At 61.5% G+C, this 15,178-nt stretch carries 16 protein-coding genes; all 16 read left to right on the plus strand.

Annotation, left to right across the window (positions count from 1 at the left end; translation table 11 throughout):
- Positions 1–3: 3 nt before the first annotated feature.
- The 16 genes from hypF to hypC all read left to right on the plus strand — a co-directional run bounded on the left by hypF (position 4) and on the right by hypC (position 15,178).
- Positions 4–2,268, plus strand: a complete 2,265-nt coding sequence (gene hypF / locus WDB88_RS05520; protein ID WP_339109199.1) for a carbamoyltransferase HypF — start codon at positions 4–6, stop codon at positions 2,266–2,268.
- A 210-nt stretch (positions 2,269–2,478) separates the two neighbouring features.
- Complete coding sequence (locus WDB88_RS05525; RefSeq protein WP_339109200.1) at positions 2,479–3,555, plus strand: hydrogenase small subunit; 1,077 nt, start codon at positions 2,479–2,481, stop codon at positions 3,553–3,555.
- A gap of 2 nt (positions 3,556–3,557) precedes the next feature.
- Entirely contained in the window at positions 3,558–5,354 is a 1,797-nt protein-coding gene (locus WDB88_RS05530) for a nickel-dependent hydrogenase large subunit (protein ID WP_339109201.1), read from the plus strand.
- Between the two features lie 13 nt (positions 5,355–5,367).
- A complete protein-coding gene (locus WDB88_RS05535; RefSeq protein WP_339109202.1) occupies positions 5,368–5,562 on the plus strand; it encodes a hypothetical protein in 195 nt (64 codons plus the stop codon).
- Between the two features lie 3 nt (positions 5,563–5,565).
- Positions 5,566–6,345 carry a Ni/Fe-hydrogenase, b-type cytochrome subunit gene (gene cybH, locus WDB88_RS05540; protein WP_339109203.1) on the plus strand — a complete coding sequence of 260 codons (780 nt, stop codon included), beginning with the start codon at positions 5,566–5,568 and terminating at the stop codon, positions 6,343–6,345.
- A gap of 135 nt (positions 6,346–6,480) precedes the next feature.
- Positions 6,481–7,983: an FAD-dependent oxidoreductase gene (locus WDB88_RS05545; RefSeq protein WP_339109204.1), complete on the plus strand. Its 1,503-nt coding sequence runs from the start codon at positions 6,481–6,483 to the stop codon at positions 7,981–7,983.
- Between the two features lie 250 nt (positions 7,984–8,233).
- Positions 8,234–8,875, plus strand: coding sequence for a HyaD/HybD family hydrogenase maturation endopeptidase (locus tag WDB88_RS05550; protein ID WP_339109205.1), 642 nt, complete (start codon positions 8,234–8,236; stop codon positions 8,873–8,875).
- Entirely contained in the window at positions 8,875–9,195 is a 321-nt protein-coding gene (locus WDB88_RS05555) for a HypC/HybG/HupF family hydrogenase formation chaperone (RefSeq protein WP_339109206.1), read from the plus strand. Before WDB88_RS05550 ends, WDB88_RS05555 begins: the two co-directional genes overlap by 1 nt.
- Positions 9,196–9,205: 10 nt before the next feature.
- The gene (locus WDB88_RS05560) at positions 9,206–9,622 is read left to right on the plus strand and encodes a hydrogenase accessory protein (protein WP_339109207.1); all 417 of its coding nucleotides are present in this window, start codon (positions 9,206–9,208) and stop codon (positions 9,620–9,622) included.
- A 4-nt stretch (positions 9,623–9,626) separates the two neighbouring features.
- The gene (locus tag WDB88_RS05565; protein ID WP_339109208.1) at positions 9,627–10,451 is read left to right on the plus strand and encodes a hydrogenase expression/formation protein; all 825 of its coding nucleotides are present in this window, start codon (positions 9,627–9,629) and stop codon (positions 10,449–10,451) included.
- A gap of 17 nt (positions 10,452–10,468) precedes the next feature.
- Positions 10,469–11,305 (plus strand): [NiFe]-hydrogenase assembly chaperone HybE, encoded by an 837-nt coding sequence (gene hybE, locus WDB88_RS05570; protein ID WP_339109480.1) that lies wholly within the window; start codon positions 10,469–10,471, stop codon positions 11,303–11,305.
- A complete protein-coding gene (locus WDB88_RS05575; RefSeq protein ID WP_339109209.1) occupies positions 11,302–12,186 on the plus strand; it encodes a hypothetical protein in 885 nt (294 codons plus the stop codon). Before hybE ends, WDB88_RS05575 begins: the two co-directional genes overlap by 4 nt.
- Positions 12,179–12,520, plus strand: coding sequence for a hydrogenase maturation nickel metallochaperone HypA (gene hypA, locus WDB88_RS05580; RefSeq protein WP_339109210.1), 342 nt, complete (start codon positions 12,179–12,181; stop codon positions 12,518–12,520). The genes WDB88_RS05575 and hypA overlap by 8 nt, the downstream gene beginning before the upstream one ends.
- A gap of 131 nt (positions 12,521–12,651) precedes the next feature.
- Entirely contained in the window at positions 12,652–13,407 is a 756-nt protein-coding gene (gene hypB / locus WDB88_RS05585) for a hydrogenase nickel incorporation protein HypB (RefSeq protein ID WP_339109481.1), read from the plus strand.
- Entirely contained in the window at positions 13,407–14,888 is a 1,482-nt protein-coding gene (locus tag WDB88_RS05590; RefSeq protein WP_339109482.1) for a sigma-54 dependent transcriptional regulator, read from the plus strand. Before hypB ends, WDB88_RS05590 begins: the two co-directional genes overlap by 1 nt.
- Positions 14,888–15,178 (plus strand): HypC/HybG/HupF family hydrogenase formation chaperone, encoded by a 291-nt coding sequence (gene hypC / locus WDB88_RS05595; protein ID WP_339109211.1) that lies wholly within the window; start codon positions 14,888–14,890, stop codon positions 15,176–15,178. The genes WDB88_RS05590 and hypC overlap by 1 nt, the downstream gene beginning before the upstream one ends.

Genomic DNA, 15,178 nt, shown 5'->3' on the forward strand with positions numbered 1-15,178 from the left:
AACATGGAAACAGTCGAGATTCGCGTGCGGGGGCAGGTTCAGGGTGTCGGGTTCCGGCCCTTTGTCTGGCGTCTTGCACAAGAGCTGGGGCTGTCGGGGCATGTTCTGAATGATGCGGGCGGGGTGGTGATCCGTGTGCGTGGTGCGGCGGTGGAGGCTCTGGTTGCGCGGTTGCGGGGTGAGGCTCCTGTGCTGGCGCGGGTCGATCAGGTGGAGGTTTCGCGCTGGCTGGGTGCGTTGGCCGAGGGGTTCGTTATTCTGGCTTCGGAGGCGGGGGCTGTGCGGACGCGGGTGACCCCCGATGCGGCCAGCTGTCCGGACTGTCTGGCGGAGGTGGCCGGAACGGGGCGTCGGGCGGGCTATGCTTTTACCAATTGCACCCATTGTGGCCCGCGATTCTCGATTGTGACGGGGCTGCCCTATGATCGGGCGCAGACGACCATGGCAGCTTTCGCGCTTTGTGCCGATTGCGCGGAGGAATATCGCGACCCTGCCGACCGGCGCTTCCATGCGCAGCCGATCGCCTGCCCTATCTGCGGCCCCAAGGTCTGGTGTGTGCCCGAAGCCGGAGACTGGCTGGCGGCGGCGGCGGCGCGGTTGCGCGCGGGCGAGATTCTGGCGATCAAGGGGTTGGGCGGGTTCCATATTGCGTGTGATGCGGGCAATCCGCAGGCGATTGCACGGTTGCGGGCCCGCAAGCACCGGCCTGCCAAGCCTCTGGCCGTGATGGGGGATCCGGCCATGATCGAGGCGGCCTGTCATGTGAGTGACCCCGAGCGTGCCTTGTTGCGCGATCCTGCCGCGCCGATTGTGGTGTTGTCCCTGCGGGCCAGGGCTATGGGTGTGGCGGCCCGCGAACTGGCGCCGGGGCAGGGCTGTCTGGGCTGGATGTTGCCTTATACGCCGCTTCATCATCTGCTGGTGGCGGCAACCGGTCGTCCTTTGGTGATGACCTCGGGCAATCCTTCGGGAGAGCCGCAGGTGATTGGCAATGAGGAGGCTTTGGCCAAACTGGGCGGGATTGTGGATGGTTTTGTGCTGCATGACCGTGCCATTGCGCGCCGTCTGGATGATTCTGTCGAGCGGATGACCCCGCAGGGGCCGATGGTGCTGCGTCGGGCGCGCGGGCGGGTGCCAGATGTGCTGGATCTGCCCGAAGGGTTCCGGGAGGGGCCGCAGGTGATTGCCTATGGCGGGCAGATGAAAGGCGCGATCTGTCTGGTGCGCGAGGGGCAGGCGCTTTTGGGGCACCATCTGGGAGATCTGGACAATGCCCTCAATATCGCGGCGTTCGAAGCGGCGGATCGGGATTATCGCGCCTTGTTCGAGCATTCCCCCGATCTGGTGGCGGTCGATCTGCATCCGGAGTTTCGTGCGACACGGTATGGCGAGGCGCGGGCGCAGGCGGAGGGGGTGGGGCTGGTCCGCGTGCAGCATCATCATGCGCATCTGGCGGCCTGTCTGGCGGAAAACGGCTGGGCGCGGCTGGCGGGGCCTGTGGCGGGGATCGTGCTTGACGGGTTGGGGCTGGGCGAGGATGGCCATATCTGGGGCGGCGAGCTTTTGCTGGGCGAGTATGCCACCTGTCAGCGGGTGGCACATCTGTCGCAGGTGCCGCTGCCCGGTGGGGATCGGGCCAGCCGCGACCCTTGGCGCAATCTTCTGGCCCAGCTGGACCATGCGGGGCTGGGCGCGCTGGCGGATCTGCTGCTGTCGGGGCAGCCTTTGGCCCTGTTGCGGCAGGCGATGGCGAAAGGGCTGAATGCGCCGTCCTGCTCGTCTGCCGGACGGCTGTTCGATGCGTTCGCGGCCGCTTTGGGATTTGCGGGCTCGCAGAGCTTTGAAGGCGAGGCCGCGATGGGGCTGGAGGCTTTGGCGCGCAAGGCGCTGCAGGACGGAGGGGTCTGCGACGGCTATCCGTTCGGGGCGGGTGAAGAGATAGATACGCGCCCTCTCTGGCAGGCATGGGCCCAAGACCGCGCCCGTGCCGTGCCGCCCGAGATCATGGCGCTCCGGTTCCATCGCGGATTGGCGCAGGCCTTCGCGCAGCGGGCCGGCGATCTGGTGCGCGCGGGACGGGCGCAGGCGGTCGCGCTGTCGGGGGGCTGTTTGCAAAACACCGTGTTGCAGGACGAGCTTGTGGCCGCCTTGGCGGGCGTGCCGGTTTTGCTGCATCATAAGGTTCCGGCCAATGACGGCGGATTGGCCTTGGGGCAGGCGGTGATTGGCATGGCGCGGGCAATGGGTGAAAGCCAAGCTGCCAGATAGGCGGAGAGTTGGTAGCCAAGTGACCGATCAATCCTGCGTCCTATATGGATATTTTTGACCAACTGTATGAAAATAAATCATAAAACGGACCTGTGACATTTTGTCATTTTCCGCGGGCCTTGGCCCGTCCGCCTGTGGCATCCAATGGCATACCACGCGCGGTGCGGGCTTTGGCCCCATCCCGCAGCCAGGCACCAGGGAGGGAAGGTCTTGTCCTCGATCGAGACATTCTACGACGTTATGCGCCGTCAGGGGATCACCCGGCGCAGTTTCATGAAATACTGCTCGCTCACCGCAGCGGCTTTGGGGCTGGGGCCGTCTTTCGTGCCCAAGATCGCCCATGCGATGGAAACCAAACCGCGGACGCCGGTGATCTGGGTGCACGGGCTGGAATGCACCTGCTGTTCGGAAAGTTTCATCCGCTCGGCGCACCCGCTGGCCAAGGATGTCGTGCTGTCGATGATCTCGCTCGATTATGACGACACGCTGATGGCGGCCGCAGGTCATGCCGCCGAAGCCGCCCTGCAGGACACGATCGAGAAATACAAAGGCAACTACATCCTCGCGGTCGAGGGGAACCCGCCGCTGAATGAAGACGGGATGTATTGCATCATCGGCGGCAAGCCCTTCACCGAGCAGCTCAAACATGCCGCCCAGCATGCCAAGGCGATCATCAGCTGGGGGGCCTGTGCCTCCTATGGCTGTGTGCAGGCCGCCGCCCCCAACCCGACCCGTGCGACCCCCGTGCACAAGGTCATCACCGACAAGCCGATTATCAAGGTTCCGGGCTGCCCGCCCATCGCCGAGGTCATGACCGGTGTTATCACCTATATGCTTACTTTCGACCGGCTCCCCGAGCTGGATCGTCAGGGGCGGCCGGCGATGTTTTATTCGCAGCGTATCCATGACAAGTGCTATCGCCGGCCGCATTTTGACGCTGGGCAGTTCGTCGAACATTGGGACGACGAGAACGCCCGCAAAGGCTATTGCCTCTACAAGATGGGCTGTAAGGGCCCGACGACCTATAACGCCTGTTCCACCGTGCGCTGGAATGATGGCGTGAGCTTCCCGATCCAGTCGGGCCACGGCTGTATCGGCTGTTCGGAAGACGGGTTCTGGGATCAGGGGTCTTTCTATGACCGGCTGACCAATATCAAGCAATTCGGGATCGAGGCCAATGCCGATAAGGTCGGTGGTGTGGCCGCAGGCGTTGTCGGTGCCAGCGTGGCCGTGCATGCCGCCGTCTCCGCGCTCAAGCGCGCCCAGAAGAAAAACGAGGAAGTCTGAGCATGAGCGTTCTCAATACTCCCAACGGCTATGCCATGGACAATTCGGGCAAGCGGATTGTTGTGGACCCCGTCACCCGTATCGAAGGCCATATGCGCTGCGAAGTGAACGTGGACGAGAATGGCGTCATCCGGAACGCTGTCTCGACCGGCACCATGTGGCGCGGTCTGGAAGTGATCCTGAAGGGGCGTGACCCGCGGGATGCATGGGCCTTCACCGAGCGCATCTGTGGTGTCTGCACCGGCACCCATGCGCTGACCTCCTGCCGCGCGGTGGAAGATGCGCTGGGGATCCAGATCCCCGATAACGCCAACTCCATCCGCAACCTGATGCAGCTGGCATTGCAGATCCACGACCATATCGTGCATTTCTATCACCTGCATGCGCTGGATTGGGTCAACCCCGTCAATGCGCTCAAGGCCGATCCGAAGGCGACGTCGGAGCTGCAGCAGATGGTGTCTCCCAGCCATCCGCTGTCATCTCCCGGCTATTTCCGCGACGTTCAGAACCGGCTGAAGAAATTTGTCGAAAGCGGACAGCTTGGGCTGTTCAAGAACGGCTATTGGGACAATCCCGCCTATAAACTGCCGCCCGAGGCGGATCTGATGGCGACCACCCACTATCTGGAGGCGCTGGATCTTCAGAAAGAGGTGGTGAAGCTGCACACCATCTTCGGTGGCAAGAACCCGCATCCCAACTGGCTGGTGGGCGGCGTGCCGTGCCCGATCAATATCGATGGCGTGGGCTCGGTGGGGGCGATCAACATGGAACGCCTCAACCTTGTGAAATCGATCATCGACAAGGGGCTGGAATTCAACCGCAATGTCTACATCCCCGATGTGATCGCGATTGGCGGCTTCTACAAGAACTGGCTCTACGGGGGCGGCCTGTCGTCGCAATCCTGTCTGGCCTATGGCGATATTCCCGAGCATCCGAATGATTTCTCGCCCGAGCAGCTGCATCTACCGCGCGGCGCGATCATCAATGGCAATCTGAACGAAGTGCTGGATGTCGATCCGCGCGATCCCGAACAGGTGCAGGAATTCGTTGACCACTCGTGGTATGAATATGGCGAGCCGGGCAAGGGTCTGCATCCTTGGGATGGCGAGACCAATCCGAAATTCGAACTCGGTCCCAATGCCAAAGGCACCAAGACCAATATCGAAGAGCTGGATGAGGGCGCCAAATACAGCTGGATCAAGGCTCCGCGCTGGAAGGGCCATGCGATGGAGGTGGGGCCGCTTGCGCGCTACATCATCGGTTATGCCAAAGGGCATGAGGACATCAAGGGGCAGGTCGATGGCCTGCTGTCCAAGATGGATCTGCCGTTTGATGCGGTCTTCTCGACGCTGGGCCGGACTGCGGCACGGGCGCTGGAATCCGAATACTGCTCGCGTTTGCAGCTGCATTTCTATGACAAGCTGATCAACCGCATCAAATCGGGCGACCAGTCGACCGCCAATATCGAGAAATGGGACCCGAGCACCTGGCCGAAAGAGGCCAAGGGTGTGGGCATGACCGAGGCCCCGCGCGGCGCGCTTGGCCACTGGATCAAGATCAAGGATGGCCGCATCGAGAACTATCAATGCGTGGTGCCCACCACCTGGAACGGTTCGCCCCGTGACAGCAAGGGGAATATCGGCGCGTTCGAGGCCTCGCTGATGAACACCCCGATGGAACGCCCCGAGGAGCCGGTCGAATTGCTGCGCACGCTGCATTCCTTCGACCCCTGCCTCGCCTGTTCGACCCATGTGATGTCGAATGACGGGCAAGAGCTGACCACGGTCAAAGTGCGCTAAGGGAGGGATCATTATGAAACGTCTGGCAATTCTGGCTGCATTCGCAGCGACCGCGACACCGGCACTGGCCCATCCGGGCCACCCGACGGCCCCCGGCCCCTTCGGGCATGAAATCGCGCATCTTCTGATGGCGGCGGTTGCTGTAGGGGCGGTCTATCTGGTGCTGGAAGCTGTGCGGAAGGTCTTTGGCAAGTCCAAGGAGGACTGAGTCATGGCCGACAAGCATATCCACCAGCCTGCGGTCGATGCGTCGGAGATCATGCCCGGCGCACGGCTGACCGGTGATGCGACGGCGGCGGATCTTGAATCGATCCGTCGGCAGAATTCGGTCTATGTCTACGAGGCGCCGGTGCGCCTGTGGCACTGGACCAATGCGGCCTGCATCATCGTTCTCTGCGTCACGGGCTATTTCATCGGCGCACCGCTGCCTTCGATGCAGATCGACGAGGCCTATAACCAGTTCGTCATGGGCTATATCCGTTTCGCGCATTTCGCGGCGGCCATGATCGTGACGGTCGGCTTTTTCGGGCGGCTCTACTGGGCAATGGTGGGCAATCACCATGCCAGGCAGATGTTCTATGTCCCGATCCTCAACATGCATTTCTGGAAAGAGGTCATGTTCGAGATCCGCTGGTATCTGTTCCTTGAAAACAAGCCGAAGAAATATGTGGGCCATAACCCCTTGGCGCAGCTTGCGATGTTTTTCTTCATCACCATCGGGCTGACCTTCATGCTGGTCACCGGCTGGGCGCTTTATGCCGAAGGCGCTGGTCAGGGATCGCTGCCTGACACGCTGATGGGCTGGGTGCTTGGCCTTGTGCAGAACAGCCAGCGTCTGCACACGCTGCATCACCTTGGCATGTGGGCGATCATCATTTTCATGATCATCCATATCTATGTCGCGATCCGCGAAGACATCATGTCGCGCCAGTCTATGGTCTCGACCATGATTTCGGGGCACCGGACCTTCAAGGATGACGAGGTAGAGTAATTTAAATAAATAATTTCATTATGTTGAAAGGCGTTGGAGGTGGTGCTCCGGCGCCTTTCATTGTTGTGAGGGCCGCTGCGGGAACGTGGGCGGCCGCTTCGCGTTGAGGGAGAAACGTATTTCAGGAGGAGCATCATGGAAGACCAACCCGATTTCAAGGCAGGCATCCGTTTTGACACGCTTGAAGAGAACCAGCCGCTTACGGGGAGTTTCGGTAATCAGGAGGTGACGGTGGTGCGTCAGGGGCAGCAGGCCTATGCCGTCTCCGCCCGTTGCACCCATCTTGGGGCCGATCTGGGCACGGGGCTTGTTGCCGAGGGCGAAATCCGTTGTCCGTTCCACCATGCCCGTTTCGATCTTCGGACCGGCGAGGCGACAGGTGCTCCGGCGATCACGCCGCTTGGCTGCTTTCAGGTCGAAATTACCGATGGCCTCCTGCGGGTGACAGGAAAGCGTGCGCCCGCCGCAGAGCCACAGGGCGCGGCCCCGAAGGAGAAGATCGTCATTATCGGGGCGGGCGCCGCAGGGCATGCTCTGGCCGACCGCTTCGTGACGGCGGGGCAGGGGGCGAAGGTGACACTGATCTCCGAGGATGCCGAGGCCCCTTATGATCGCACCTTCGTGTCCAAGCAGGTTCTGTCAGGAATGAAGGCACCCGAGGCGGCGGCGCTGCCTTTTGCCCATCCGCACAATCCGCAACCCGTGCTGCTCCGGGGGATCAGCGCCCGCAAGATCGACAGGCAGGCCAGACAGGTGCATCTGTCCGATGGTCAGATCCTTGAATATGACAGTCTCGTGCTGGCCACGGGGGCGGTGCCTGTCCGTCCGGATTTCGAGGGGGCGGATCATGCCGCGGTCTTCACGCTGCGCACCCTGTCGGATGCCCGCGCGATCATGGCGCGGGCGGAGACGGCGCGCTCGATCGTGGTGCTTGGCTCGTCTTTCATCGGGTTGGAGGCGGCAGGGGCGCTGGCCGCAGAGGGGCGTAAAATCCATGTGGTGACCCGGGATCAGGTGCCTATGGAAAAAACGCTGGGGCGCGAAATCGGACACTTCGTGCAGCGCCAGCATGAGAGTGACGGGGTCGCGTTTCATCTGGGCACCACGCTGACCGGTTTCGACGGGGCGCAGGTGACGCTGGAAAACGGCCATCGGCTCGAGGCCGATCTGGTGATTTTGGGCATCGGCGTTGCTCCCGATCTGACGCTTGCCAAAGAAGCAGGGCTGGATCTGGCCGAGAAGGAGAACGGCGTTCTGGTGGATGCGCAGTTCCGCAGCTCCGATCCGGCCATTTTCGCAATCGGTGACATCGCGAATTATCCGGCATGTGATGGGTCGGGGCGGTTGCGGATCGAGCATTGGGCCCATGCGGCGGATCAGGGCGCGCATCTTGCCGCCTATCTCATGGGCCAGACCGATCAGCCTTTCGACCGTATCCCGTTTTTCTGGACCAAGCAGGGCGATGCGCAGTTGCGCTATGTCGGGCATGGGGTTCCGTCGCAGGGCGTGCGGGTGGATGGCGATCTGGCCGAGAAAGATTTCGCAGCCCATATTCGCGGCAGTTTCCTGCATGGCGCGCTTTTGACCTGCAACCGTGATATGGAGGCCCTGCAAACGGAACGCGACTGGGAGGCGTGACTCTTTTCGGGTGAATTGGCCTCTTATGCTATGGAAGTCACCTGTCCTTACTGTCGCTTAAAGTGGATAGGTGGCTTCCATTATTCATGCATCCTTTTTGTATTATATTCTATATTATCTATTAAATTCAGTCATATGCTATAAGAATACTTTTTTTCATGAAGTGCTCTGTTTTTGATCATCGCTTGTCTATGGTCATTCTATGACCGGAGGCGAAAGGCCTCTTGCCAGCAGGCGAAAGGAGCACGCCATGCAAGCCGATAAAACCAAGGTCCCGCAGAATATTCTGGTATTGGGCATCGGGAATGTGCTCTGGGCGGATGAAGGATTTGGCGTGCGCTGCGTCGAAACCATGGCCCAGACCTATTCCGTTCCGGCGAATGTCCGTTTGATGGATGGCGGAACGCAGGGGCTGTATCTGCTGCCGTTCCTTGAGGAATGTGATGCGCTGATCGTGTTTGATGCCGTTGATTTCGGGCTGGAACCCGGCATGATGGTGACCCTGCGCGACAAGGACGTGCCCGCCTTTATGGGGGCGAAAAAGATGAGTCTGCACCAGACCGGTTTTCAGGATGTGCTGGCGACCGCCGAGCTGATGGGCTACGCGCCCGCATATCTGACCCTGATCGGCTGTCAGCCCGAAGAGATCGAGGATTACGGCGGCGGTCTGCGGCAGGTGGTGTCCGACCAGATCCAGCCCGCTATCGCTGAATGCATTCGCGAATTGCAACGCTGGGATGTTGCGGTCGTGCCCGGCCGGACCGATAGCGAGGATCTGGCCGATGTCTCGATCCAGCGCGGTGCCTATGAGAACGGACGTCCCGATGAGGACGAGGCCTGCCGTATCGGCGATCACCGCTTCTTTCCCTCGGCGGCCAAGGTGCGCGCCTGATGTGCGTCGGTATTCCGCTGCAGTTGATCGCGCGCGAAGGCATCCGCGGTGATGTGATCGAGGAAGGGCAGCCGCAGGTGATCGACCTGTCGCTGACCCCCGAAGCACAGCCCGGTGACTGGCTGCTGGTGTTTCTGGGGGCCGCGCGCGAGGTGATCTCTGCCGATGAGGCCGCCAAGATCGCCGCGGCGCTCGAGGGGTTGCGCGCCTTGATGGCGGGCGGCGATCTGGGCGCGGCTTTTGCCGATCTCGAAGCCCGCAGCCCCGAACTTCCCCCGCATCTGGCTGCCGCTGCCGCGCAGGGCCGCAAAACCGCCTGAAGGACCGATAATGCACGATTTTGTAATGCCTAGTGACGCGAAGCCCTCGGGGGAAATCCATCCTCTGGTGCAGCGTTTGAGTAACGAGTTCTCTTATCCCCGTCTGGCCACTCTGGAAGCGGTGGCCGATTTTACCGCGCAGGAGGGGGTGCATTGCCTCTTTGTGCCGGGGGATTCCAAGCGCAATCTGGAAACGCCAGATGCGGCGGTTGTGCTGCCCGAATTGCGTATGGCGTTCCAGAACCTGTTCGACTGTGCGGTGATCGATGATGCCATCGAGGCCGAGCTGCGCCAACAGACCCGCGCGCTGAAGACGCCGGGCTTTTTGTTCTATCGCGATGGTGTCTATCTGGGGGCTATCGAGAAAATCCGCGACTGGGATGACTATATTGCCCGCACCTCGCATATCCTTGATCTGAAAGGCTGATCTCATGGTGAACAATTTCCATCTGCCGCCGATGGGCTTCGGTCCCGGGTCACAGGAAACCGGCGAGGAGCTGGAATATATGGAGCTGCCCTCGGGCATGCGCACCTATTCCGCGCATATGCCCGAGGTCGATGATCCTTCCGCGATGAGCCCTGCCTTGAAGACGCTGGCCGATATTGCCACAGCCGTCGAGGCCTGCGCCAAGGGGGGGATGGCCAGCTTTGACCTGTCGGGACTGGATGCGGCCAACCGTGCGCTGATCGCCGAGACGATGGGGCAGGGGGAAGTGGCCATGAAAATCCGTGGCATCCCCGCCCTGATGGTGCAGGAAAGTGTCTTTGCGGGGGTCTGGTCCGTGGCCGGATCGGGTGTGGACCGGATCGAGATCGGGCCGGTGCCGTCGGTGTCGATGACCCGTGCGTTCGAGCCGTTCCGCGAAGGGCAGGGGCCGCAGGCACAGCGCCCGAATGGTGTGGTCAACGCGCCCGCTCTGGTGGCCGAGCTTTACGACAAATCCGAAAGCTATAAGGGCGGTATGCCGCATGTCGTCAATCTGACGCTGCTGCCGCATACCGAAGAGGATCTGCTCTGGCTGGATCGGGTGCTGGGCGAAGGGGCGGTTACCATTCTGTCGCGGGGCTACGGAAATTGCCGGATTACCGCCACAGCCTTGCGCCATGTCTGGCGTGTGCAGTTTTTCAACTCGATGGACACGCTTATTCTGGACACGTTCGAGGTGACCGATATGCCCGAAGTGGCTCTTGCCGCACCGGAAGATCTGGAAGACAGCGCCGACCGTATCCGCGAAGTGCTGGAGGCGATCAGATGAGCGCGGATGTTGCACAAGTGACAGGGTTTGAAGGCAGCTATATGGGCGCGCATGACCGGATTTCCGATCAGGCGTTGATGGAATGCAAGATCTGCTGGTCAACCTATGATCCGGCAATCGGCGATGATTTCCGGCAGGTCTTGCCCGGAACGCCGTTCAATGCGCTGCCAGAAGACTGGAAATGTCCGAATTGCGATGCGCCCAAAGCCCAGTTCATGGTCCGCGAGGACCCCGGCGCGCCGCTGATGATCGAGCAGCGCCGGATCGACGAGCATGTTCGAAATCTGACAGCCGATTTTCGCGAGATCTGGAATTCGACCATGCGCGACGTGCCGCTGTCGAATAAGGCGCTTTCGGTCGAGGCCGTGGGGTTCCGCCCCTATGAAGGACGCGCTTTGGGGGTGCTGTTCAGCCCGTGGTTCATGAACCTGATCCTTCTGCCGGGCGCAGGCGAGGATTGGTCCGATCTGGTTCCCGGGGCCAAAGAAATGGTGGAATTTCCGTCCGGCTGCTATGAGTTCATCCATAACAAGCGGGACCTGACGGGGGGCTATAAAGCCTGTTCGCTGTTCTCTCCGATGGAGGAATTCCAGACCCAGATGCAGGCGCGCGAGGTGGCACAGGCCATCATGGCGGAATTGTTCAAGGAAGAGAACCGCGCGGAGACGGACCGCAAGTCAGAGATCCGCGCGACCCGCGAGGCCGAGCTGGCAGAGAAAGAGGCAGAAGCCGAGACCGGCGGCGCGGAATTCGCGCAGCTCTCCGAAGACGGCGTCGCCGAACTGGCCACACCATCGCGGCGTCAGTTGATCTCGGGGGGGCTTGCATCGGAGCCCGCGAAGGAGACGGAATGAAACAGGTTTTGGGCATAGGTCTGGAGCGACGTGGCGAGATGATTGCCCCGCGTTTGCGTCTGCCTGCGCCCATCTCTGTGGGGGCCATGATGCGGGGGCGCGACCCCGAGGCCGCAGCCCAGATGATGGGGCGGCTGTTCAATCTGTGCGGGGCGGCGCAGTCGCAGGCGGTGCGGCTGTCTTTGGGGCTGCCGGCCGATATGTCAGACACCCGACACGAGATCCTGCGCGACCACCTTGCAAAGCTTTTTCTGTTCTGGCCCAAGGCATTGGGGCACGCGCCGCAAGCCCTGCCCGATGGGTGGGCACAGGGCGGGCCTGCATTGCTGCACCATCTGTGGGGCCGTGGCGAAATTACCGATCTGGCGGCTTGGCTTGTCTCGGGGCAGGGGGTGTCGCCCCTGATGGCGGGGATCGATGCGGCATTTGCCCCGCATGAGGCCGAGGCGCGGGTGGCCGATCTGTTCGACCCGATGCTGAAGATGGCGCAGGAAAATTCGCCCGCCGGTCGTGTGGCGTTCCATCCGCTAATGAAACAGGCCGAAGAGACGCGGGGGCGCGGTCCTTTGTGGCGGGCGCTGGGGCGGCTGGTGGATCTGACGCGGGTCGTGACCCGCCCTGCGGCACCGGTGCTGCGCCCCGATAATACCGCGCTGGTCGAGGCCGCGCGCGGGGTTTATGCGCTGCGCGGACAGCTTACGGGCGGCGTGGTGAGCGCGGTAGAGCGTGTGACGCCCACCGATCACCTGCTCGCTCCGGGCGGTGCGCTCGAGCTGTCGCTGGCCACATTGCCTTGGCGGAAAGCTGGGCTTGCCGCTTTGGTTGTGGATATTCTGGACCCTTGCGTGGCGGTCGAGATCGAGGGGGTGTCGCATGCATGAGATGTCGATTGCCGAAGGAATCCGCTCCGTGGTGGAAGACGCCGCCCGTGCCAATGGGGTGACACAGATCACCAAGCTACGCCTTGAGATCGGGCGCTTTGCCGGTGTGGAAAAGCACGCACTGGAATTTGCGTTCGACGTGGTTATGCGTGGCAGCCCTGCCGAGGGTGCGGTACTTGAAATCATTGATCTTCCCGGTCGGGCGATGTGCTACGATTGTATGGAAGAGGTGGAGATTATGGATCGTCTGGACCCATGCCCGCGCTGCGGGGGCGGCAAGTTGATGCCGCAGGGGGGCGACGAGATGCGGATTAAAGATATGGAGGTGGCGTGATGTGCACGGTGTGCGGTTGTAGCGGCCATTCGGTCGAGGATGAATTCAAGGCGCATCTGGCAAAGCAGGGCCAGCAACTGGCCAGGGGGCAACTGCCTTTCGATCTGCCGAAAGGGGTGCCCACCAGACCTATGGCGCAGCCGCAAGCTGCGCGTCAGGTGGTCAGCGACGGCCTTGATATCCATTGCGGACATGGTGCCGCGGGCGTTGAGGTGCCGGGCTTCTCGCAGGCGCGCCTGATTGAAATCGAGACGGACATATTGTCCAAAAACAATGATTTTGCCGCGAAAAACCGTGCATATCTGGCGCAGAATGGCATTTTTGCGACAAATCTGGTTTCGTCGCCCGGTTCGGGGAAAACCACGCTTTTGTGTCGCACGATCGAGATGTTGGGCGACCAGCCTCTGGCGGTGATCGAAGGCGACCAGCAGACCACCAATGATGCCGACCGTATCCGCGCCACCGGCGCGCAGGCGATTCAGGTCAATACCGGCAAAGGCTGCCATCTGGATGGTAAGATGGTCGACACCGCGCTGGGGCGGCTTGCGCTTGCCGAAAACGCGCTTCTGTTTATCGAGAATGTCGGCAATCTGGTCTGTCCTGCGGCTTTTGATCTGGGCGAGGATGCCAAAGTGGCCATTCTTTCGGTCACCGAGGGTGAGGACAAGCCTCTGAAATACCCCGATATGTTCACAGCTGCCAAGATCGCGCTTCTGAATAAGGTGGATCTGGCCCCCCATTGTGATGTCGATCTGGATCTCTACGAGGCCAATCTGCGCCGTGTGAACCCCGATCTGATCATTCTGCGCGTTTCGGCCCGCACGGGCGAGGGAATGGCGGCATGGCTGGACTGGCTGAAGGCGGGATTGGCCCGCAAGGCGCGCTGATGGCGCGCGCCCCTTTGCCCTCCATTCTGCTGGTCGATGACGAGCCGCATTCGCTGACGGCGATGAAACTTGCGCTTGAGGACGAGTTCGAGATTTTCACCGCTCCGGATGCGTCGGTCGCGCTGGACGTGCTGGAAAACGAATGGATTCAGGCGATTTTATGTGACCAGCGCATGCCGGGGCGGACGGGGGTGGATTTTCTGACCGAGGTGCGCGAGCGTTGGCCCGAAACCGTGCGGATGATGATCACCGGCTATACCGACAGCAATTCGATGGTGGCGGCGATCAATGATGCGGGCGTGCATCAATTCATTGCCAAACCGTGGCATCCCGAACAGCTTTTGATGGCGGTGCGCAATGCGGTGAAGCTGTTCCATCTTGCGCGTGACAACGAGCGGATGCAGCTCGAGATGCGCTTTCTGTCCAGCACATCCGAAAGCCGTCTGGAAAAGCGTCGCCGTGCCCTGCGCGAAGGGATGGGCTTTGAAACCATCCTGCGCAGCCCCAATTCCGCGATGAATGATGCGGTGGCGATTGCGCGCCAATATGCCAGTTTCGACATTCCGGTTTTGCTGACGGGCGAGGCGGGCACTGGCAAGGCGCAACTGGCCCGCGCGATGCATTATGGCAGTCTGCGGTCGGAAAAGCCGTTTTATGAATTCAATCTGGCGGGCCTGCCGGAAGATCTGGCCATGGTGGAACTTTTCGGGGCCAAGCGCGGTATCTTGCCGGGCGGGGTGAACCGCATCGGGCTCATGCAGAAAGCGGATCGCGGCACGCTCTACCTTTCGGGGATCGAGGAAGCCTCGCCTGCGATGCAACTGGCCTTGCTGCGTGTGCTGTCCGAAGGGTCCATCACACCGGTCGGCGGGCAGGAAACGGTGGGCACCAATCTGCGGCTGATCTGTGGCGCGGGTGTGGATCTGCGTTCGCGTGTGGCCGAGGGCGGGTTCCGCACCGATCTTTACTATGCGCTGTCAGTAGGCGAGATCGGGCTTTTGCCGTTGCGGGCGCGACGTGGCGATGTGGCTATGCTGGCGCAGCATCTTCTGGCCGAGGCGGCCTCGACCCATTCCAAGCCCGTCATGGGCTTTGACGCGGCGGCGCTGGAATTTCTGGAAAACTACGACTGGCCGGGGAATCTGCGCGAACTGACCAACGAGGTCACGCGTATGCTGATCTTTGCGCAGGAAAACGTGCTGGGGGCCGAGCTGATCTCGCGCCATATCCTGCAGGCTGTGCCTTCGGATGAGGGAGCGGATCGTGCGGCGGAAGAAGACGCGCTACAGGCCAGCGGGCAGTTGAAAGACCGGATCGAATTGATGGAAATGCGGATCCTGCGCGAGACGCTGACTCGCCATCGCTGGAACAAAAGCCGTGCGGCCTCCGAGCTGGGCCTGAGCCGTGTGGGTCTGCGGGCCAAGCTCGACCGTTACGGAATAATGGGGCCGTCAGCCCGTATGGATGAGGAGGAAGACTGATGTGTCTGGGTATTCCGGGACAGATCGTCGAGATCACCGATGAGGCGCGTATGATGGCGCTGGCCGAGGTGTCGGGGGTGCGGCGCGCGGTCAATGTGGCCTGTATTGCCGATGGGCCTTTGCAGGGGCTGATCGGGGAATGGGCACTGATCCATGTGGGCTTCGCTATGGCGAAGATCGACGAGGACGAGGCCGCGCAGACTTTGGCCGCCCTGCATGAGCTGGGCGAGACACAGGAGGCGCTGGAACAGATGGCCGCAGGCGATGCGGCGCTGGAAGGGCGGGTGTAA

This window comes from Thioclava sp. GXIMD4216 (assembly GCF_037949285.1).
GTDB lineage: Bacteria > Pseudomonadota > Alphaproteobacteria > Rhodobacterales > Rhodobacteraceae > Thioclava > Thioclava litoralis.